The organism is Burkholderia sp. BCC0322, assembly GCF_902833045.1.
Taxonomy (GTDB): domain Bacteria; phylum Pseudomonadota; class Gammaproteobacteria; order Burkholderiales; family Burkholderiaceae; genus Burkholderia.
In genome coordinates, this window is the sequence record NZ_CADFDU010000008.1 from 44,479 (window position 1) to 63,994 (window position 19,516).

General features: G+C 70.6%; 18 protein-coding genes and 1 riboswitch. Of the genes, 9 read left to right on the plus strand and 9 right to left on the minus strand.

Going from position 1 to position 19,516, the window contains the following annotated elements:
- Positions 1-175 precede the first annotated feature (175 nt).
- Complete coding sequence (locus HWX39_RS22235) at positions 176-880, plus strand: glutathione S-transferase N-terminal domain-containing protein (protein ID WP_175970004.1); 705 nt, start codon at positions 176-178, stop codon at positions 878-880.
- A 374-nt stretch (positions 881-1,254) separates the two neighbouring features.
- The gene (locus tag HWX39_RS22240; RefSeq protein WP_175970170.1) at positions 1,255-1,638 is read left to right on the plus strand and encodes an ATP-dependent protease; all 384 of its coding nucleotides are present in this window, start codon (positions 1,255-1,257) and stop codon (positions 1,636-1,638) included.
- Between the two features lie 286 nt (positions 1,639-1,924).
- Here HWX39_RS22240 and HWX39_RS22245 read toward each other — a convergent pair whose 3' ends face one another.
- Positions 1,925-2,440, minus strand: a complete 516-nt coding sequence (locus HWX39_RS22245) for a MarR family transcriptional regulator (protein WP_175970005.1) — start codon at positions 2,438-2,440, stop codon at positions 1,925-1,927.
- Between the two features lie 130 nt (positions 2,441-2,570).
- Here HWX39_RS22245 and HWX39_RS22250 point away from each other — a divergent pair, with 130 nt between their 5' ends.
- Entirely contained in the window at positions 2,571-3,749 is a 1,179-nt protein-coding gene (locus tag HWX39_RS22250) for an MFS transporter (protein ID WP_175970006.1), read from the plus strand.
- Between the two features lie 13 nt (positions 3,750-3,762).
- Here the strand turns inward: HWX39_RS22250 and HWX39_RS22255 are convergent, their stop codons facing one another.
- From HWX39_RS22255 to cbiE, 5 genes are all read right to left on the minus strand, one after another.
- Positions 3,763-4,632 (minus strand): hypothetical protein, encoded by an 870-nt coding sequence (locus HWX39_RS22255; protein ID WP_175970007.1) that lies wholly within the window; start codon positions 4,630-4,632, stop codon positions 3,763-3,765.
- 90 nt (positions 4,633-4,722) lie between these two features.
- On the minus strand, positions 4,723-5,451 hold the full coding sequence (gene cobM, locus HWX39_RS22260) for a precorrin-4 C(11)-methyltransferase (RefSeq protein ID WP_175970008.1): 729 nt from the start codon (positions 5,449-5,451) through the stop codon (positions 4,723-4,725).
- A 43-nt stretch (positions 5,452-5,494) separates the two neighbouring features.
- Positions 5,495-6,226, minus strand: a complete 732-nt coding sequence (locus HWX39_RS22265) for a cobalt-precorrin-6A reductase (protein ID WP_175970009.1) — start codon at positions 6,224-6,226, stop codon at positions 5,495-5,497.
- On the minus strand, positions 6,223-7,311 hold the full coding sequence (locus HWX39_RS22270; RefSeq protein WP_175970010.1) for a cobalt-precorrin-5B (C(1))-methyltransferase: 1,089 nt from the start codon (positions 7,309-7,311) through the stop codon (positions 6,223-6,225). Before HWX39_RS22270 ends, HWX39_RS22265 begins: the two co-directional genes overlap by 4 nt.
- The gene (gene cbiE, locus HWX39_RS22275) at positions 7,311-8,573 is read right to left on the minus strand and encodes a precorrin-6y C5,15-methyltransferase (decarboxylating) subunit CbiE (RefSeq protein ID WP_175970011.1); all 1,263 of its coding nucleotides are present in this window, start codon (positions 8,571-8,573) and stop codon (positions 7,311-7,313) included. The genes HWX39_RS22270 and cbiE overlap by 1 nt, the downstream gene beginning before the upstream one ends.
- Positions 8,574-8,833: 260 nt before the next feature.
- Positions 8,834-9,025: riboswitch (cobalamin riboswitch) on the plus strand.
- Between the two features lie 106 nt (positions 9,026-9,131).
- On the opposite strand from cbiE, the gene cobG reads away from it, so the two are divergent.
- Genes cobG through cobJ form a run of 4 tightly spaced genes read left to right on the plus strand, consistent with a single transcriptional unit; the run spans position 9,132 to position 13,564 of the window.
- Positions 9,132-10,496 (plus strand): precorrin-3B synthase, encoded by a 1,365-nt coding sequence (gene cobG, locus HWX39_RS22280; RefSeq protein ID WP_279613107.1) that lies wholly within the window; start codon positions 9,132-9,134, stop codon positions 10,494-10,496.
- Complete coding sequence (locus tag HWX39_RS22285) at positions 10,489-11,115, plus strand: precorrin-8X methylmutase (protein WP_175970013.1); 627 nt, start codon at positions 10,489-10,491, stop codon at positions 11,113-11,115. Before cobG ends, HWX39_RS22285 begins: the two co-directional genes overlap by 8 nt.
- The gene (locus HWX39_RS22290) at positions 11,112-11,846 is read left to right on the plus strand and encodes a precorrin-2 C(20)-methyltransferase (protein WP_175970014.1); all 735 of its coding nucleotides are present in this window, start codon (positions 11,112-11,114) and stop codon (positions 11,844-11,846) included. The genes HWX39_RS22285 and HWX39_RS22290 overlap by 4 nt, the downstream gene beginning before the upstream one ends.
- Positions 11,843-13,564, plus strand: coding sequence for a precorrin-3B C(17)-methyltransferase (gene cobJ, locus HWX39_RS22295; protein ID WP_175970015.1), 1,722 nt, complete (start codon positions 11,843-11,845; stop codon positions 13,562-13,564). The genes HWX39_RS22290 and cobJ overlap by 4 nt, the downstream gene beginning before the upstream one ends.
- 23 nt (positions 13,565-13,587) lie before the next feature.
- Here the strand turns inward: cobJ and HWX39_RS22300 are convergent, their stop codons facing one another.
- A complete protein-coding gene (locus tag HWX39_RS22300; protein ID WP_175970016.1) occupies positions 13,588-14,796 on the minus strand; it encodes an MFS transporter in 1,209 nt (402 codons plus the stop codon).
- A 94-nt stretch (positions 14,797-14,890) separates the two neighbouring features.
- Between HWX39_RS22300 and HWX39_RS22305 the strand changes: the two genes are divergently transcribed.
- Together HWX39_RS22305 and HWX39_RS22310 are read left to right on the plus strand one after the other, a co-directional pair.
- Positions 14,891-15,793: a LysR substrate-binding domain-containing protein gene (locus HWX39_RS22305; protein WP_175970017.1), complete on the plus strand. Its 903-nt coding sequence runs from the start codon at positions 14,891-14,893 to the stop codon at positions 15,791-15,793.
- A gap of 250 nt (positions 15,794-16,043) precedes the next feature.
- Positions 16,044-17,399 (plus strand): chitinase, encoded by a 1,356-nt coding sequence (locus tag HWX39_RS22310; RefSeq protein ID WP_175970018.1) that lies wholly within the window; start codon positions 16,044-16,046, stop codon positions 17,397-17,399.
- 113 nt (positions 17,400-17,512) lie between these two features.
- Here HWX39_RS22310 and HWX39_RS22315 read toward each other — a convergent pair whose 3' ends face one another.
- Positions 17,513-18,256, minus strand: coding sequence for an IclR family transcriptional regulator (locus tag HWX39_RS22315; RefSeq protein WP_175970019.1), 744 nt, complete (start codon positions 18,254-18,256; stop codon positions 17,513-17,515).
- A gap of 60 nt (positions 18,257-18,316) precedes the next feature.
- Positions 18,317-19,483, minus strand: coding sequence for an acyl-CoA dehydrogenase family protein (locus HWX39_RS22320; RefSeq protein ID WP_175970020.1), 1,167 nt, complete (start codon positions 19,481-19,483; stop codon positions 18,317-18,319).
- Positions 19,484-19,516 lie beyond the last annotated feature (33 nt).

A 19,516-nucleotide genomic window follows, 5' to 3' on the forward strand; every position in this document is an offset into this window, starting at 1 on the left:
TTCCGGCGGCGCCTGGCGATGCGGCGGCGCTCGCGTGCGGCACCGCCTGCATCGATCCGCGGGATCGGCTACAGTGGGCGTTTTCGGCGCGTTCCGCCCCGCCGCCGCGCCATCGACCGTGGCGCGCGGCAGCCGGGACGGAGCGCGGAACCTCCACTTCGACGAGCGAACCCCCATGCCCGATCTGTCCGCCTTCCCGATCACGCAAAAGTGGCCGGCCCAGCATCCCGACCGTCTCCAGCTCTACTCGCTGCCGACGCCGAACGGCGTCAAGGTGTCGATCATGCTCGAGGAAACGGGCCTGCCGTACGAGCCGCACCTCGTGCGCTTCGACACGAACGACCAGTTCTCGCCCGCGTTCCTGTCGCTGAACCCGAACAACAAGATCCCGGCGATCATCGACCCGGACGGCCCGGACGGCAAACCGCTGCCGCTGTTCGAATCGGGCGCGATCCTGATCTATCTCGCGGACAAGACGGGCCGGTTGATCCCGAAGGATCTCGCCGGCCGCTACGAGACGATCCAGTGGGTGATGTTCCAGATGGGCGGCATCGGGCCGATGTTCGGCCAGCTCGGCTTCTTCCACAAGTTCGCCGGCCGCGACTACGAGGACAAGCGCCCGCGCGACCGCTACGTCGACGAATCGAAGCGCCTGCTCGGCGTGCTCGACGCGCATCTCGCGAACCGCCAGTGGGTGATGGGCGATACGTACACCATCGCCGATATCGCGATCTTCCCGTGGGTGCGCAACCTCGTCGGCTTCTACGAAGCGGGCGACCTGGTCGGCTTCAGCGAATTCCGGAACGTCGCGCGGGTGCTCGACGCGTTCGTGGCGCGTCCGGCTGTCGCGCGCGGGCTCAATATTCCGGCGCGAGGCTGATCGGCCAGGAAAGCGCCACGGCCACCGCCCAAGGTCGGCCGTTCGAGTTCGCCCATGCGGGCGCCGCTCACGACCGGCGCCCGCACGGGCGTTCAAGTGCCCGTGTGGCGCTTGCGGCGATACGCTCGAAACGTGTGGTGCGCTCGGCCGAGCCCGGTTGTCTTCATCGCCGGGCTTGCAGTGCGGCAAAATACGTGACTTGTCGCGCGGGCGGCCTCGATGCGTGGCGCCCTGAAAGGCGTGAACTTTCCGGTCAGCGTGCCTTTGCCCGGATCGAACGCCGACGCCAGGCGGCGTGTTGCGCGGCGCGGATTCGAGGCGCCAGCCGGGGGCGGCCCGTGCGACGAGATGCGATGACCGACATGAGAAATGGAATGACGACTACATTCGACGCGGCAACGACGGCGGCGATCGCCGCGTTTGCGCAATTGGATTTACACACGGCGGTGCAAGCGATGCGCGCCGAGGCCGACTACGACCACGAACGAGACCAGTGGATCTCGCGCTACATCGACGAGCACGGCGGCGGCGCGGACGATGCAGAATATGACGCGTTGCACGCGCAGGCCCAGGCAACTCCGGAGTACGCGCAGTTCGTCGATGCGGTGCGCCGCGAAATCCTGGAATACTTCGGCGTGACCGACGATCAACTGGACTGGGTGGTCGTGCTGCGCGAGGACGACAGCGACGAGCTCTGGGCGGAAGTCAACCGGCAGCGGAGTGCGCTGGGAACCGGCGAAGTGCGCGGAGATCTCTGATCCTTGCTTGCCGTTGGGGCCTCGAGTCTTGCCGGGTGCGGGGCTGGAGTCGGGGCAGTCACGTGGTGCGCGGGCGCTCGGTTGCTGCAACCGATCCGCTGAGGCAGGACACGCTTTCGGATCTTCGGAACGCGTCGCCGTCATGCCCTGACATGGGCCATCGAAGGTGCAACGGCTCGACCGGCAGCAATGGGTCGGACAGGTGCGTCGGCAAGCGGCGCCCCCGATCATTCACGAGGCATGCTTTTTGCCCGCCACGCGCGTTTGCAATACGCGTCCGGCGGCGCTACTCGCCGTCCGCCCCTTTCGGCGCCTCGTCTGCCAGCCCCGCCAGCAACTTTTCCAGCAACCGCGACAACTGCGCCTGTTCCGCCTCCGACAGCACGGCCAGCAGCGCGCGCTGATTGTCGATGTGCGCGACGACCGCTTCGTCGATCAGCGTGCGGCCTGTCTCCGTCAGCGCGACGAGCGTGCCGCGCCCGTCGGCCGGGTTCGGCCGGCGCTCCACCCAGCCGGCTTTCTGCAACCGGTCGATGCGCGCGGTCATCCCGCCCGACGACATCATCAGCGCGTCGTACAGCGCCGTCGGCGTCAGCGCGAACGGCGCCCCGCCACGCCGCAGCGTGGCGAGCACGTCGAATTCGCCCGGCTGCATCCCGTAGCGCGCGAACAGCGGATTGAGACGGTCGCGCGCGATCACGAGCGCCGCTTCCTGCAGCCGCCCCATCACCACCATCGACGACGCGTCGAGATCCGGACGCTCGGCGCGCCATTGTGCGAGCGCATGCGCGGCTCGATCCATTAACCCTCCTCGGCTCACCAGTTATCTTGACGTCGAGATAAATCAGCATTTATCTTGATGTCGAGATACTTTACATGAAGAACGCGCCGCGCCTCACCGGGGCCCGCGCACCGATTTCGAGGGCCTTGCAATGAATCGCTTCTCTTCCCCCGGATGGCGGCTCGCCGCCATCGTGCTCGTCGGGCTGAACCTGCGGCCGGCGCTTGCCGCGGTCGGCCCGCTGCTCGACATGATCCAGCGGGCGACCGGCATCAGTGACGGCGCGGCCAGCCTGCTGACGACGATCCCGATCCTGTTGATGGGGCTCGGCGCACTGAGTGCGCGGCGCCTGCAGCGCCTGACCGGCATCGCGGGCGGCGTCTGGCTCGGCGTCGCGCTGATCGGGCTGGCCTGCGTGTCGCGCATCGGCGCGCAGCACGCGTGGCTGCTGCTCGCGAGCGCCTGCTGCGCGGGTGTCGGGATCGCGATGGTGCAGGCGCTGCTGCCCGGCTTCGTGAAGGCGCATTTCGCGACGCGGATCGGCGGTGCGATGGGCGTCTATTCGACGTCGATCATGGGCGGCGCCGTGCTCGCGAGCGTCGTCGCGCCGTTCGCTGCGGCGCGCTGGGGCTGGCTCCCCGCGCTCGCGGGCTGGGCGCTGCCGGCCGCGGTGGCCGCGCTGGCGTGGCCGCTGGCCAGTCGCGGCGGCGACGCGCTCGCCGCCGGGCCGACGTCGGCGTCGAACGCACAGCCGGCGCGCTCGGCGCGCGCGTGGCGCCTCGCGCTGTTCTTCGGCATCGCGACGGGGGCGTACACGCTCGTGCTCGCCTGGCTGCCGCCGTACTACATGCGGCTCGGCTGGTCGCCGACGGCGGCCGGCAGCCTGCTCGGCGGCGTGACGCTCGCGGAAGTCGTCGCGGGGCTGACGATCTCGGCGACGATCGACCGCCTGCCCGATCGCCGGCCCGCGCTGCATGCGGCGATCGCGTCGCTGCTCGTCGGCTTGCTGGTGATGCTGGCCGCGCCTGAAGCGCTGGCATTGCCGGCCGCGCTGTTGTTGGGCGCGGGGATCGGCGCGCTGTTTCCGCTGTCGCTGATCGTCACCGTCGACCATGCCGCGACGCCGGCCGATGCCGCGTCGCTGACGGGCTTCGTGCAGGGCGTCGGCTACCTGATCGCCGGACTGTTTCCGTTCGCGGCAGGCATCGTGCGCCAGCATCTCGCGGACCTGACGCCCGCCTGGATCGCGATGGCCTGCCTGTGTGTCGCGCTGTTCGCGCTGGCGGCCGGGTTTGCGCCGAAGCGGATGCTGCACGCGGCGCGCGCGTAGCGCCGGCGGGCGCTCAGTTGACCGGCTCGCAAAACGGGATCTTGTCGCGCAGCGCGTTGCCTGCGGCGACCGGGTCCCGCCCTGCCGGCAGCGTGACGGAAACCGACGTATGACCGGTCTTGCCCCGGGGTTCCTGGCCCGGCCAATGACTCTCCTTCCAGGTGGCGATCCAGTCGAGACTGCCGGCGCTCGCACCGGGCACGAAGCGCAGCCGCAGCGAACCGTCGAAGTCTTCGCTGCAATGCGGCGAGTGCCGATAGTCGTGCTCAGTGAAGCAGGCGCGAATATGCTTGCTGCAGCTGAACGGGAGCTTCGCTGCACGGGGCGTGCGGGCATGCCCGCCGTCCGGCCGTAGTTCGACGAAGTCGGCGTTTTCCCAGCTTCCGCCACCGCCGGAATAACTTTCGGACCAACCGGCCAGCACCGCGACCGCGAAGCGCTCGCCGCCCAGCGGATACAGCGCGGGGTAGATCCGCAGCGGCGGCGGCTCGCCATCGCCTTCGACCCGGTCAGTGAGCGGGTAGTCGGAGAAATCCCACTGCCGCACGACCTTCCAGCCCGTGCCGGACGCGAAACTCACTTGCAGCAGTTGCGGGCCCGGCAGGATCGCATAGTAGAGGCCCGCCGCGTCGTTCCTGGCCCGGTACAGCGACGGCGCGCTGTCCGCATCACCTGACTGGCCGGCGGCGCCGCACGATGCCGACGCCAACTCGCAGACCTTGCGCGGCCAGTCGCGATCGGGCGCGGCGGTGTTCGCCACCTCGACCAGGGGCACGGCGCGGGCTTCATTGGCTTCAGCGGCGGCGTTGGCCGTGGAGGCCGCCAGCAGAGCGGCCGTCAAACCCGCCAGGCCGAACCCGCGTGATCGAGTCAGGGTACGCATTCGACGTTGTCCTTGTCAGGTTGCTTGCGCGGCGCGCCGTGACCGCGCGTAGTGGCCCAGTCTGCCCGAAAGTGGACGGCCTGCGCGTGCTCAGCCCGCGCTCGCGTACAGCGTCGAATCCGCGAACCCCTCGGCGTCGAGCACGCGCCCGATCAGGATCAGCGCGGTGCGCTCGATCTGCGTGCCCTGCACCTTGCCGACGATGTCGGCGAGCGTGCCGGTCACGCGTTCTTCATCGGGCCAGCTCGCGCGATAGATCACCGCGACCGGGCAATCGGCGCCGTAATGCGGCAGCACGTCGTCGACGATGCGGGCGAGATGGCGCACGCCGAGATGGATCGCGAGCGTCGCGCGGTGCGCGGCAAGCGAGCCGAGCGCTTCGCCTTCCGGCATCGTCGTCTTGCCGGCGAAGCGCGTGAGGATCACCGTCTGCGCGACGCCGGGCAATGTCAGCTCGACGCCGAGCGTCGCCGCGCACGCGGCCGTGGCCGTTACGCCGGGCACGATTTCGTATGGAATCCCGAGCGCCTTCAATCGGCGAATCTGCTCGCCGATCGCCCCGTACAGCGACGGGTCGCCCGAATGCACGCGTGCGACGTCCTGCCCTTTCGCGTGCGCCGCGGCGAGCAGCGCGACGATCGCGTCGAGGTCGAGCTCGGCCGTATTGACGACCTGCTCCGCGCGATGGCCGTCGAGCACGGCCGCCGGCACCAGCGATCCCGCATACAGGATCACCGGGCAGGTGCGCACGAGGCGCTGGCCCTTCACCGTGATCAGCTCCGGGTCGCCGGGGCCCGCGCCGATGAAATACACCGTCATCGAAAAATCTCCGTCAATTCATGGGATGACCCGCCGTACCGCATCATGCGCGTGCGGCGGGATCGAGCGCGTCGATGAGCGCCGCGGCCGAGTCGAACGCGCGGTCGGCGTCGGGCAGCGGCGGCCGGCGCAGCATCACGACCGGCAGCCTGCGTTCACGCGCGACGTCGAGCTTGGCTTCGGTGGCCGCGCCACCGCTGTTCTTGCTGACGACGACGTCGATACCCATCAGCGCGAACAGCGCGCGCTCGCCGTCGAGCGTGAACGGCCCGCGCGCGGCGACGATCTGCGCGTGCGCGTTGCCGGGATGCGCGTCGAGGCAGCGCACGAGCCAGAACTGGTGTGGCGGAATCGCGTCGAGATGCGCGAGCGGTTCGCGGCCGAGCGTGAACAGCGGCCGCCTGAACGGCGCAAGCGCGGCCTCGATGCCGGCCCAGTCGTCGACCATGCGCCAGTCGTCGCCGGGTTGCGGCGCCCACGGCGCGCGGTGCAGCGCCCACAGCGGCACGCCCGCTTCACGCGCCGCGGCGGCGGCATTCGCGCTGATCCGCGCGGCATACGGATGCGTCGCGTCGATCACGAGGCCGATGCCGGCGCCGCGCAGATAGGCGGCCAGCCCGGCAGCACCACCGAAGCCGCCGACGCGTACGTCGCAGCGCAGGTCGTCGGGTACCTTGCCGAGGCCGGCCAGACTGTAGACGTGATGAGGCCCGAGCGCCCGCGCGATTTTCAGCGCATCGCCGGTGCCGCCGAGCAGCAGGATGCGCGCGCTCATCGCGCCTCCCCGACGAAGCGGCCTTGCCGGTCGATCGCGAACATTTCGACGGCGACCGACGGCGGCACGATGTCGCGCGCGACGCGCAACGCGTGTGCGCAGACGAGATCGCCGAGCGGCACACCGTCGGCATGCGCAATCTTCAGTGCTTCCTGGCTCGTGTTCGCGGCGCGCATCGCGGCCTGCAGCGCATCGCTTGCGCCGGCCTCGGCCGCCCACTGCGCGAGCAGCGGCAGGTCGATGCTCGAATGGCGGCTGTGCAGGTCGAGATGGCCGGCCGCGAGCTTGCTGAGCTTGCCGAAGCCGCCGCACATCGACAGCCGCGCGACCGGCGCGCGCCGCAGGTGCTTGAGCACCGCGCCCGCGAAATCGCCCATCTCGATCAGCGCCATGTCGGGCAGGCGGTAGTGCGCGCGCATCGCGTCCTCGCTCGCGTTGCCGGTGCACGCGGCGATGTGCGCGATCCCGTTCGCCCGCGCGACGTCGATGCCCTGGTGGATCGACGCGATGTAGGCCGAGCACGAGAACGGCCGCACGATGCCCGTCGTGCCGAGGATCGACAAACCACCGACGATGCCGAGGCGCGGATTCATCGTCTTCAGCGCGAGCGCCTCGCCGCCTTCGACGCCGATCGTCACGTCGAAGCCGCCCGCGTAGCCATGCTCGATCGCGAGCGCTTCCAGGTGCGTCGTCATCATCTGGCGCGGCACCGGGTTGATCGCCGGTTCGCCGACCGGCAGCGTCAGCCCCGCGCGCGTGACCGTGCCGACGCCCGGCCCTGCATGGAACCGCACGCCGGGCGCCGACGCGAGCGCGACGCGCGCGAAGATCAGCGCGCCGTGCGTCACGTCCGGATCGTCGCCGGCGTCCTTGATCGTGCCGGCTTCCGCACCGTCGTCCGTGGTGCGACAAAACTCGAGCCGCATCATCACGCGCTGCCCCTTCGGCAGCACGATCTCGACCGCGTCGTCCGCGCGGCCCGCGAGCAGCAGCCGCGCGGCGGCGAGCGACGTCGCGGTCGCGCAGCTGCCGGTCGTGTAGCCGAAGCGGAGCGGCGCGGGCTGTTCGGGGGTCTCGTCGCGCATCACGCGTCCGTTGCGTTCGTCGTGGCCGACGATGCGCTCGTGTCGGCCAGGCCGGCCGCGTCGGGCTTGCGCACGTCGTATAGCGTGACCGGCAACGGCTGCCGCCACGTATCGAAGCGGCCGAGCGGCTCGGCGTGCGCGAGCGACACGCGCGTCAGCGTGCCGCCGTGCGCCTCGCGCCAGGCGGCGAGCGCCATCTCGCCCTGCAGCGTGACCGCGTTCGCGACCAGCCGGCCGCCGGGCTTCAGCGCTGCCCAGCACGCGTCGAGCACGCCGGGCGCGGTCGCCCCGCCGCCGATGAAGATCGCGTCGGGCGCGGCAAGCCCCGCGAGCGCATCGGGCGCGCGGCCCGCGACGAGTTGCAGGCCCGGCACGCCGAGCGCGTCGCGATTGTGCTCGATGAAGCGCTGCCGCTCCGCATGCGCTTCGATCGCGATTGCCTGGCAGGACGGATGCGCGCGCATCCATTCGATGCCGATCGAGCCGCTGCCGGCGCCGACGTCCCACAGCAGCTCGCCGGGCGCGGGCGCGAGGCGACCGAGTGTCATTGCGCGCAGATCGCGCTTGGTGAGCTGGCCGTCATGACGGTACGCATCGTCGGGCAGGCCGGGCGTGAGCGCGCGGCGCGGCGCGTCGGGGCCGGCCTGGCAGTCGAGCGCCACCAGGTTGAGCGCGGCCGTTTCGTCGACGCGCCAGTCCTGTGCGAGCCCGTCGAGACGCCGCTCGAGCGGGCCGCCGAGATGTTCGAACACGCTGATGCGCGTCGGCCCGAAGCCGCGTGCGACGAGTTCGGCCGCGACGGCGGCCGGCGTGCGGCCGTCGGCGCTCAGCACGAACAGGCGGCGGCCGGGCAGCAGGTGGCGCGCGAGCGTCGCAAGCGGACGGCCCACAAGCGAGACCGCGCCGACATCCTGCAGCGCCCAGCCGAGGCGTGCGGCCGCCAGCGACAGCGACGACGGCGCGGGCATCACGCGCCATTCGTCCGGGGACAGTGTGCGCGCGAGCGTGGCGCCGACGCCGAACAGCATCGGATCGCCGCTGGCGAGCACGCAGACGGGCGACGCGCGACGCGCGAGCACGCCCGCGAGATCGAACGGCGACGGCCACGTTTCGCGTGCGGCCGGCAGCCGCGCGGGCAGCATGTCGAGATGCCGCTTCGCGCCGACGACGAGCGTCGCGTCGAGCAGCGCGCGGCGCGCGCTGCGTCCGAGCCCCGCGTAACCGTCGTCGCCGATGCCCACTACCGTCAGCCACGCCGTCATGCACCCTTCCCCATCGTTCGATTCCCTACCGTGTGTTGCGATGCGCGGCGGCCAAGTCGCCGCGCGTTGATCCGTTGCTGATTCCGATCCTGATCCGCTTCCGCGCGGTGCGTGCCTCCCGCCGGTGCGATACGGCCCGGATGTCAGCCGAGCCGCCAATCGTACCATTTGCGAGACAACGCAAAACCGGCTGCGGCCGTGCTGCGACGCGGTTGTGCGACGCATCGCCGATGCCGGATCGTCGCAAAAATCGGGTATCCTACGGCCGTTCGTTCGCCGGTGCCCCTCGGGGCCGAAGAGGGAACACAGGGCGCGCCGCGCGCCGCTGTGGCTGCCCCCGCAACTGTAGACAGCGAGCCGATCTCCCCCTCATGCCACTGGTTCCACCGGGAAGGCCGGGAGCCGGCGCCGACCTGTCAGCCAGGAGACCTGCCGGCCAGAAAGTGCGTGCGTGCCAGTCGGCGTCGGGCGGGGTGTACCGATGCGTTGGCCGCGGCGCGACACTGTCCCGCTACCCCGTTGAGTTCCGCCCCCGTTTCGATTCCTGCGTCGCCCGTCGTGCGCCCGTCGGCCTGCCCGGGGCTCGTGCGCGTGGTCGCGGCCGCCGACGGCGGGCTGTGCCGGATCAAGCTGCCGGGCGGCCGGCTCGACGCGCACCAGGCGCGTGCGATCGCCGCCGCCGCGCGTGCCTGCGGCTCCGGCGCGATCGACGCGACCAATCGCGCGAATCTCCAGCTGCGCGGCATTCGCGACAGCGCGGCCGACGCGCTGGCGCGCGCGTTGCTCGACGCGGGCCTCGGCCCGCGCGTCGACACAACCTCGAATGCCGCCGCCGATGCGGCCGCGCTCGCCGCGAGCGACGACGTCCGCAATGTGATGCTCAGCCCGCTCGCCGGCCACGACCCGGCCGCGCTCGTCGACAGCCGCGCGCTCGTCGCGCCGCTCTTCGACCTGCTGGCGCGCGAGCCTCGCCGCGGCGAGCTGTCGCCGAAATTCTCGATCCAGCTAGACGGCGGCGAATCGGTTGCGGCGCTCGATCATCCGCACGACATCTGGCTGGCCGCCTGGCGTCGCGGCGACGGCGCGGTACGCGTCGCTGCCGGGCTGGCCGGCTGCCCTCCGGTTGCGCACGACGACCCGCCCGCTGCGGTCGATGTCGCGCCCGCTCAAGCCGCTGCGCTGGTTCGCGCGCTGCTGCTTGCATTCCTCGATCTCGCGCCGGCGAACGTCTCGCGGATGCGCGCGCTGCTCGCAACAGGCAGCGAACGCGCGTTGCTCGAACGCGCGCAGCACTATTTGCCCTTCCCGCTCGCGGCCGATCCGGCGCTCGCCGGCTGGCGCCGCACGCATGCCGATCCGACGCTGCGTTTCGGCGTGCGTTCGTCTCTCGACGAGGCGCGCTGCAACGTCGGCGCGCAATTCGTGCTCGGCCGGCTCGATGCCGCACAACTGGAGCGGCTCGCCGCGCTGGCCGAAGCCGACGGCGACGGCACGCTGTCGATGACGCCGTGGCAAGGCGTGTTTCTCCACGGCGTGCCGAACGAACGCGCTTCGGCCACGCTCGATGCGCTCGCGTCGCTCGGCCTCGTCTGCGCGTCGTCCGACCCGCTCGCGTCGCTCGTCGCATGCACCGGCAGCGCGGGCTGCGCGAAGGCGCGCGCCGACACGAAGCAGGACGCACTCGCGCTCGCCACGCGCATCGGCCATGCGGTCGACGTGCACCTGACCGGCTGCGAGCGCCACTGCGCGTTGCCGCATCCCGCGACGCACACGCTCGTCGCGGTTGCGCCCGCGCACTACGACCTTTACCGGCGCGACGCTGCCGCGGGCCTCGGCGCCCCGCTCGCGCGCCATCTGACGATTGACCAGGCCGCGGCCCGATTGACGGGCGCGCGGCACAGCCAGGACACCACCGATGCTTGACTACATTCGCGACGGGCAGGAAATCTACCGCCAGTCGTTCGCGACGATCCGCGCCGAGGCCGACCTGTCGCAGGTTCCGCCCGACCTCGAGAAACTCGCGGTGCGCGTGATCCATGCGTGCGGGATGGTCGACGTCGTCTACGACCTGCGCTTCTCGGCCGGTGCCGGCACGGCGGGCCGCACGGCGCTGGCAGCCGGCGCGCCGATCCTGTGCGATGCGAGGATGGTTGCCGAAGGCATCACGCGCGCGCGGCTGCCGGCCGACAATCGCGTGATCTGCACGCTCGGCGAGCCCGAGGTGCCCGATCTCGCGCGACATCTCGGCAACACGCGATCGGCCGCCGCGCTCGAACTGTGGCGTCCGCATCTCGCGGGCAGCGTCGTCGTGATCGGCAATGCGCCCACCGCGCTGTTCCACCTGCTCGACATGATCGACGCCGGCGCGCCGCGTCCCGCGCTGATCCTCGGTTTCCCGGTCGGCTTCATCGGCGCGGCCGAATCGAAGGCGCTGCTCGATGCCGACAGCCGCGGCGTGCCGTACGTCACGCTGCTCGGCCGGCGCGGCGGCAGCGCGATGGCGGCTGCGGCGGTCAATGCGCTCGCGACGGAGGTCGAATGACGACCGCGCGCGGACGCCTGTTCGGGGTCGGCGTCGGCCCCGGCGATCCTGAACTGATGACGATCAAGGCGCTGCGCGTGCTGCAGGCCGCGCCCGTGGTCGCGTATTTCGTCGCGAAGGGCAAGAAGGGCAATGCGTACGGCATCGTCGAAGCGCACCTGCGGGACGGGCAAACGCAACTGCCGCTGGTCTATCCGGTGACGACCGAAGCGCTGCCGCCGCCGCTGTGCTACGAGACGGTGATCGCCGACTTCTACGATACGGCCGCCGAGATCGTTGCCGCGCACCTCGATGCGGGCCGCGACGTCGCCGTGATTTGCGAGGGCGACCCGTTCTTCTACGGCTCGTACATGTACCTGCACGACCGCCTCGCACCGCGCTACGACACCGAGGTCGTCCCCGGCGTATGCGCGATGCTCGGCGGCACGGCCGTGCTCGGCCAGCCGCTCGTCTATCGCAACCAGAGCCTGTCGGTGCTGTCGGGCGTGCTGCCCGAGCACGAGCTGCGCGAGCGGCTCGCGCGGGCCGACGCGGCCGTCGTGATGAAGCTCGGCCGCAATTTCGACAAGGTGCGGCGCGTGCTCGACGAGTTGGGGCTCGCGAAGCGCGCGCTGTATGTCGAGCGCGCGACGATGGCAAGCCAGCGCATCGTGCCGCTCGACGAAGTCGATCCGATGGCGTCGCCGTATTTCTCGCTGCTCGTCGTGCCGGGGGAAAAATGGCAAGGATGACGACCCCGCCCGCGATCGTGATTCTCGGCACGGGCGCGCTCGATACCGCACGGCGCATCCAGGCGCGCTATCCGGATGCCCTCGTGCACGGCCTCGCGTCGCGCGTCGCGGCGGACGTGCCGTTCGACGATCTCGGCGTGCACTTGCGCGAACTCTATGCGCGCGGGCTGCCGATCGTCGCGCTGTGCGCGGCCGGCATCGTGATCCGCTGCCTCGCCCCCGCACTCGCCGACAAAGGCATCGAGCCGCCCGTGCTCGCGGTGGCGGAAGACGGGTCGGCGGTCGTGCCGCTGCTCGGCGGGCTGACGGGCGTCAACGTGATCGCGCGAGAAATCGCCGCATGCGTCGGCGTCGCTCCTGCAATCACGACGAGCGGCGAACTGCGCTTCGGCGCGTGCATGCTCAATCCGCCGGAAGGTTATGCGCTCGCCGATCTCGCCCAGGGCAAGCGTTTCGTGTCCGATCTGCTCGCGGGCGCGTCGACGCGCATCGACGGTGCGGCGCCGTGGCTCGACGATGTCGCACTGCCGCGCGACGACGCGGCCGCGCACGCGATCCGCGTGACGCCCGACGCATGGCGCGGCACGCGCGACGAACTCGTGATTCATCCGCGCAGCGTGGTGGTGGGCGTCGATGCGCAGGCGATCCGCGGCGATGAAGCGCTCGCTGCGCGCATCGACGCCGCACTCGATGCGCACGGTCTCGCACGGCTCGCGCTCGCGGCCATCGTGGCGCACGCGTCGGCAATCGGCGACGCGGTGCTGGAGGACGCGGCGCGAACGCTCGACGTGCCGCTGCGTTTCGTCGATGTCGATTCCGAAGGCAACGACGAGGCAATCGCCGATGCCGCCGCGCTGCTTGGCCGCGCATTGCGCGTCGCACACACGCTGCGCGCCACGACGAACGGTATCGCGTGCGCGGTCGCGTCGCATCCGGTCGATCCCGCCACGCTCGGCCGTGCGCGCGGCCGCCTGACGGTGCTCGGCCTCGGCCCGGGCGGCGCAGCGTGGCTCACGCCGGCCGCACGCGCCGCGCTCGCGGACGCGACCGACATCCTCGGCTACACGACCTACGTGAACATGGCGGGCCCGTTCCGCGGCGACCAGCGCGTGCATGGCACCGACAATCGCGAAGAGATGCAGCGCGCGCGCCATGCATTCGAGCTCGCGGCCAGCGGCCGGCGCGTCGCGGTCGTGTCATCGGGCGACCCGGGTGTGTTCGCAATGGCCGCGGCCGTGCTCGAAGCGCTCGACGAAGCGTGCGATCCGCACTGGGCCGCGGTCGACCTGCGCGTGGAGCCGGGCATCTCGGCGTCGCTCGCGACGGCCGCGCAGGCCGGTGCGCCGCTCGGTCACGACTTCTGTGCGATCTCGCTGTCGGACAACCTGAAGCCGTGGGACGTGATCGAGACGCGCCTGCGGCATGCGGCGCAGGCCGATCTGGTAATGGCGTTCTACAACCCGATCTCGCGTGCGCGGCCGTGGCAGCTCGATCGTGCGCTCGATGTCGTGCGCGCGCACCGCACGGCCGAGACGGTGGTCGTGCTCGGCCGCGACATCGGCCGGCCGGGCGCGACGCTCACGACGACGACGCTCGGCGCGCTGCGCAGCGACCAGGTCGACATGCGCACGATGGTGATCGTCGGCTCGTCGACGACGCGGCGTTTCGCGATCGGCAACGCACGAGAGTGGGTCTATACGCCGCGCTGGTATCGCTGAACGCGGCTAGCGTGTGAACCCGGCTAACGTGTGAACCCGGCACCGCGCACGTGGGCATGCTCGCTGCCGGCCGCGCCGCCGTCTCGCCAGAACCGGTACACGAGCACGCCGACGACGGCCTGCGCCGCGACCACGAACGCGACGCAGCCGGCCCATCCCCATCGATGCCAGCCGGGCACCGGCAGGATCGAGCCGAGGCTGCCGCCGAAGTAATAGCAGGACAGGTAGAGGCCGATCGCCGTCGAGCGTGCGCTCGACGCCGCCTGCGAGATGAACGCATTGGCCGACGCCTGTTCGACGAACACGGCGGTCGAACTGAGCGCGAGGCCGGCCAGGATCACCGGCACGCTGTCGGACAGCGTGAGCAATGCCCCGCCGATCGCGAGCGCGGCCGCGGCAAGCCCCGGTGCACGCGGGCCGCGATGCCGCGCGAGGCGGCCTGCCAGCGGGGTCACGACCACCGCCACCAGAAACACCGCATAGATCGCGCCGATCCCGACCGTGCCGAAGCCGAACGGCGCACGGGCCAGGCGCAGGCCGACGAACGTGAACGTCGCGACCTGCGACGCGAGCACGCACGCGCCGATCGCGAACGACGCGAGCAGCGGGCCGCGCGTGACGATGCGCCAGGACGGCCCGGCACCGCTGTCCGCGTCGTGGTCGGCGCGCCGCGCGCTCGCACCGGATGCCGGCAGGCTCGCATAGATCGCGACACCCGTGACGAGACATAGCGCCGCGACGACGTCGAGCGCATGCCGCCAGCCCCACATCGACGTCATCAGGTTGGTCGCGAAGCGGCCGGCGAAACCGCCGAGCGTCGTGCCGGCGACGAACAGCGCGCTGATCTCGGCCGACGTGCCGCGATCGAAGCGTTCGGCGATATAGGCGATCGACAGCGCGAAGACGAACGGCATGACGAGACCGGCGGCAAAACGCGCGCCGAGAAACGACGCGAAACTGACCGCATGCGCGGACCACACGACCGGTAGCGCGACGGCCGCCGCCGCGAGCGAAATCGCGACGCGCCGCTCGATGCGTGCAGCCAGCACGCCGACGAACGGCGCGATAATGGCGACGGCTGTCGTGGTGGCGCTCACGCCCTGCCCCGCACGCTCCGCGCTGACGCCGAAGGTGGCCGCGAGTTCGTGCAGGATGCCCTGCGTCGAATACAGATTGAGAAACGCGGCGAAGCCGCAGAGAAAGAACGCGATGCGCGTGGTCCTGTCGTTCATCGGAGCTGCCTGGTCGTCGATGCCGACAGTCTGACGAGCGCGCCGCGTGCACGCCAATACCGTTTTCATCGCGATTGATACCGGAACGACAACAATGCTCGACCTGCGCCGCCTCCGCTATTTCGTGGTCGTCGCCGACGAACTGCACTTCGGCCGCGCGGCGTTGCGCCTGCGGGTCGCGCAGCCGCCGCTGACGCGCCATGTCGCCGCGCTGGAAAGCGAGCTCGGCGTCCGGCTGTTCGAGCGTTCGACGCGCGCGGTGCGGCTGACGCCGGAAGGCGCCGCGTTCCTCGAACATGCGCGCAACGTCGTCAGCGCGGCCGCCGAGGCCGAGGCGAGCGCGCGCAAGATCGCGCAAGGCATCGCCGGGCGGATCGTGATCGGCTATGCGAGCTCGATCCCGATGTCCGACACGTTCCCGGACGTCATCCGCGTCGCGAGCCGGACGATGCCCGACGTCGAGCTCACGTTCCGCGAGGCGGCGACCGCCAGCCAGCGCCAGCAGATCGCGGACGGCACGATGGACATCGGCTTCGGCTGGGCGTGGGACGGTGCGCCCGGCGTGCCGGTGGCATCGCTCGTCGTGTCGCGCGAACCGCTCGTCGCGGCCGTGCCGGCCGGCGATCCGCTCGCGGGCCGTGCGAGCGTCGACGTCGCGGAACTTGCGAACGCAACCTTCGTCACGTTTCCGCCCGGTTACGGCTCGGCATTGACCGCTGCCCTGGACGACTTGTGCGCGCAAGCCGGATTCGCACCGCGGATCGGCGCGACCGCGGCCCAGATCGCGACGCTCGTGTCGCTGGTGGCCGCCGAGCGCGGCATCGCGATCGTGCCGGGATTCACGGCGACGCTGCGGCGCCCGGGCGTCGTCTACGTGCCGCTTGCCGGCACGCGCGCGGTCGAACAGATCGTGTCGTGGAACGAGCCGTTCGCGTCGGCGTGCGTCGAGCGCTTCGTCGCACTGGCACGCTCGCTTGCGCAGCCGGCATCGGCCTGATGCATCGCGAGCGGGGAGCGTCGGGGCGCGTGCGATCGATCGGGAAAATCGCCCGCATCACGCGTGCCGGAACTGTGCGGAATCGGCAAGATCGTTACGTATCGGGAATCAAATAACAAAAAGAACTCCTGACTGTTCACTATTCGATGCGAATCCTCCAAGATGGGCACGCCGCCGGCCGGGCATGCCTGGTCGCACGACCGGCGGCGATACGCGGGCCAGCGTATCCCTCTTCCACTTGGAGAACACAATGAACAACAATGTGTTGCCGCGTTTCATCCCGCGCGCTTTTGCCGCGGGTTGTCTGCTCGCCGTGGCGAGCGTGTCCCAGGGCGCCGGCGTCTATGCGCCCTATGTCGACGTGACGCTCTACCCGACGCCGCTCGTCGACCAGATCGGCATTCGCCAAGGCATCCAGCAGTTCACGCTCGCGTTCGTGGTCGCGGGCAACGGTTGTGTGCCGTCGTGGGGCGGCGTGCAGCCGATCGGCAACGGCGCGAGCGGCGGCCTGCTGACCGCGCTGTCGACGTCGATCGCGAGCTATCGCTCGAAAGGCGGCGAAGTGGCCGTGTCGTTCGGCGGCGCGAACGGCACGCCGCTGATGCAGGCATGCTCGACGGTCCCCGCGCTGGCGAGCGCATACCAGACCGTGATCGACACGTACGGCCTCACGCACATCGACTTCGACATCGAGGGCGCGTCGCAGACGGACACGACCGCGGTCGCGCGCAACTTCCAGGCGGTCGCGCAGCTGCAGGCGAGCTATGCGGCGAAAGGCAAGCCGCTGCACGTCACGCTCACGCTGCCGACGATGCCGACCGGGCTCACGCAGGACGGCCTGAACGTCGTCAACGCGGCGATCTCGAACAAGACCGCGTTCGATGCGGTGAACGTGATGGCGATGGACTACGGCCCCGCGAACATCGACATGGGCGCGGCCGCGATCAGTGCCGCGCAGGCGCTCTACTCGCAGCTCGATACGGCCTTCAAGTCGGCCGGCCAGCCGAAGACCGATGCGCAGCTCTGGCAGATGGTCGGCGTCACGCCGATGATCGGCGTGAACGACGTGCAGGGCGAAACCTTCACGCTCGCGAATGCGCAAAGCGTGCTGAACGCGGCGGTCGCCAACGGTTACGGCTTCTTCGGCAACTGGTCGGTCGGCCGCGACCAGGCCTGCCCGTCCGGCGGCACCTATGCGTCGCCGACGTGCTCGGGCGTCGCGCAGCAGCCGTACGCGTTCGCGACCATCTTCAAGCAGCTCGGCGGCAAGTGGGGCGCGGGCGTCACGCAGGACCCGAACTACGGCGGCGGCTCGGACGGCGGCACGCCGCAGCCGGGCGCGCCCTGGGTGGCCGGCCAGGTCTATACGGCCGGTGCGACGGTCACCTACCAGGGCACGACGTATCAGGCGCAATGGTGGACGCAGGGCGACGTGCCCGGCCAGGCCGCGGTGTGGAAGCCGGTCGGCGGCGGCACGCCCACGTGGTCTGCCACCACCGCGTATTCAGGCGGCACCTGCGTGATGTACCAGGGCGCGAAATACTGCGCGAAATGGTGGACGCAAGGCGACAACCCGAGTGCGGGCGGTGTGTGGGTGAAGTCGTGATGCGGCGTCGCGGCCGTCGCTAGGCACCAGGCTTGCGCTTCAGCGGCCGTTCACGGCGATCGATAGCGGATCGCCGGCGGACGGCCCGCTGGCCGGCGGTACCCTGCCCGCGTTCAGCCGCGCGCGTGCTCCGCCAGCAGCCTGGCCTTCGCATCGACGAGCCGCGCCGCATGCGTATCGCGATGCTGGCGCATCCGCTCGGTCGGCCCGACCACCGACAGCCCGTACCAGTCGCCGTCGAGCGTCAGCGCGACCGCGAGCGCCGACAGTTCGGGCGCGCTCTCGCCGAAGTTCTCGGCCCAGCCGAGTTCGCGGAACCGGGCGGTTTGCGCGACGAGCGCAGGCAGGTCCGCCACTGTCGTGTCGGTGTAGCGTTCGAACGTCAACTGCGCGCCGAGCGCCTGCTGCGCGTCGCCGTCCAGTTCCGCGAAAATCGCCTTGCCGATCGAGTTCGCATGCAGCGGGCGCAGCTCGCCCGGCGCGCGCGTGTAGCGGATTGCCTGCTCCGATTCGACGACGTCGAGATAGGTGACGGACACGCCCTGGATCTTGCCGAGCACGGCCGTTTCGCGGCTCGCGTCGCGCAGCGCGACGAGATGCGGATGAACGATGTCGACGACCGGATCGGTCGCGTCGATCGCGGCGGCGATCGTCTGCAGGCGGCGCGTCGGGTAGTAGCCGCCGCGCTTGCGCACTTCGTACAGGTAGCCGCGGCTCACGAGCGTGCGCGCCATCGCGAGGCAGCTCGACGCCGGCACATTGAGCAGGCGCGCGAGTTCGGTGAGCGGCAGCGGCCGCCGTTCGGCGGCGAACAGCTCGAACAGGTCGAGCGTGCGGGCAACGAGTTTGACGTCCATGACGAGCGCTTGAATCGGAACGGGAGGTCGCGCACCGGGCCGGCCGCCGGGACGGTACGGTCAGTACGACTTCGGCAGCCCGAGCACCTTCTCCGCGATGTAGCACAGGATCAGTTGCGGACTCACGGGCGCGAGCCTCGGAATCATACACTCGCGCAGGTAGCGCTCGACATGGTATTCCTTTGCGTAGCCCATCCCGCCGTGCGTCGCGACCGCCGTCTGGCACGCCTGGAACGCGGCTTCCGCGCCGAGGTATTTCGCGGCGTTGGCCTCCGCGCCGCACGGCTGCCCCGCGTCGTAGCGCGTCGCGGCCTTCATCACCATCAGCCACGCGGCCTCGAGCTGCATCCACGCCTGCGCGAGCGGATGCTGGATCGACTGGTTCTGCCCGATCGGCCGGCCGAACACGACGCGCTCGCACGCATACTGCGTCGCGCGACGCAGCGCGGCCTGCCCGAGCCCGATCGCCTCGGCGGCGATCAGGATCCGTTCGGGATTCAGCCCGTGCAACAGGTAGCGGAAGCCGTCGCCTTCGTTGCCGATCAGGTCGCCTTCCGGTACGCGCAGGTTGTCGATGAACAGCAGGTTCGAATCGACCGCCTTGCGGCCCATCTTCTCGATCTCGCGCACCTCGACGCACGAGCGGTCGAGATCGGTATAGAACAGGCTCAGCCCGTCGGTCGGCTTCGCGACCTGGTCGAGCGGCGTCGTGCGCGCGATGATCAGCATCTTGTTGGCCACCTGCGCGGTCGAGATCCAGATCTTGCGCCCGCTCAGCACGTAGTGGTCGCCGTCCCGGCTGGCCTGCGTGGTCAGGTGCGTGGTGTCGAGGCCCGCATCGGGTTCGGTCACCGCGAAGCACGCCTTGTCGCGCCCGGCGATCAGCGGCGGCAGGAAGCGCGCCTTCTGCGCGTCGGTGCCGAACACCTGCACCGGGTTCAGCCCGAAGATGTTCATGTGGACGGCCGACGCGCCGGACAGGCCGGCACCCGATGCGCTGATCGTGCGCATCATCAGCGCGGCCTCGGTCATCCCGAGCCCGGCGCCGCCATGGGCGGGGTCCATCGCGATGCCGAGCCAGCCGGCCTCGGCGAGCGCCGCGTGGAAATCGGCGGGGAACCCGCCCGCGCGATCGCGTTCGAGCCAGTAGTCGTCGCCGAAGCGCGCGCAGATTTTCTCGATCGCGCTTTCGATCGCGCGCTGGTCATCGGTCAGGTCGAACTGCATGGAATGCACTCCCGGAAAAAGGCGAGCGGTCGC

Bases quoted from the DNA above. Each gene is read 5' to 3' on its own strand.
- HWX39_RS22255 (WP_175970007.1), bottom strand. From the start codon at position 4,632: ATGCGTACCCTGACTCGATCACGCGGGTTCGGCCTGGCGGGTTTGACG.
- cobM (WP_175970008.1), bottom strand. From the start codon at position 5,451: ATGACGGTGTATTTCATCGGCGCGGGCCCCGGCGACCCGGAGCTGATC.
- HWX39_RS22320 (WP_175970020.1), bottom strand. From the start codon at position 19,483: ATGCAGTTCGACCTGACCGATGACCAGCGCGCGATCGAAAGCGCGATC.
- cobJ (WP_175970015.1), top strand. From the start codon at position 11,843: ATGACGACCCCGCCCGCGATCGTGATTCTCGGCACGGGCGCGCTCGAT.
- HWX39_RS22315 (WP_175970019.1), bottom strand. From the start codon at position 18,256: ATGGACGTCAAACTCGTTGCCCGCACGCTCGACCTGTTCGAGCTGTTC.
- cbiE (WP_175970011.1), bottom strand. From the start codon at position 8,573: ATGACGGCGTGGCTGACGGTAGTGGGCATCGGCGACGACGGTTACGCG.
- HWX39_RS22250 (WP_175970006.1), top strand. From the start codon at position 2,571: ATGAATCGCTTCTCTTCCCCCGGATGGCGGCTCGCCGCCATCGTGCTC.
- HWX39_RS22270 (WP_175970010.1), bottom strand. From the start codon at position 7,311: ATGCGCGACGAGACCCCCGAACAGCCCGCGCCGCTCCGCTTCGGCTAC.
- HWX39_RS22240 (WP_175970170.1), top strand. From the start codon at position 1,255: ATGACGACTACATTCGACGCGGCAACGACGGCGGCGATCGCCGCGTTT.
- HWX39_RS22310 (WP_175970018.1), top strand. From the start codon at position 16,044: ATGAACAACAATGTGTTGCCGCGTTTCATCCCGCGCGCTTTTGCCGCG.
- HWX39_RS22290 (WP_175970014.1), top strand. From the start codon at position 11,112: ATGACGACCGCGCGCGGACGCCTGTTCGGGGTCGGCGTCGGCCCCGGC.
- HWX39_RS22265 (WP_175970009.1), bottom strand. From the start codon at position 6,226: ATGAGCGCGCGCATCCTGCTGCTCGGCGGCACCGGCGATGCGCTGAAA.
- HWX39_RS22235 (WP_175970004.1), top strand. From the start codon at position 176: ATGCCCGATCTGTCCGCCTTCCCGATCACGCAAAAGTGGCCGGCCCAG.
- HWX39_RS22245 (WP_175970005.1), bottom strand. From the start codon at position 2,440: ATGGATCGAGCCGCGCATGCGCTCGCACAATGGCGCGCCGAGCGTCCG.
- HWX39_RS22300 (WP_175970016.1), bottom strand. From the start codon at position 14,796: ATGAACGACAGGACCACGCGCATCGCGTTCTTTCTCTGCGGCTTCGCC.
- HWX39_RS22305 (WP_175970017.1), top strand. From the start codon at position 14,891: ATGCTCGACCTGCGCCGCCTCCGCTATTTCGTGGTCGTCGCCGACGAA.
- HWX39_RS22285 (WP_175970013.1), top strand. From the start codon at position 10,489: ATGCTTGACTACATTCGCGACGGGCAGGAAATCTACCGCCAGTCGTTC.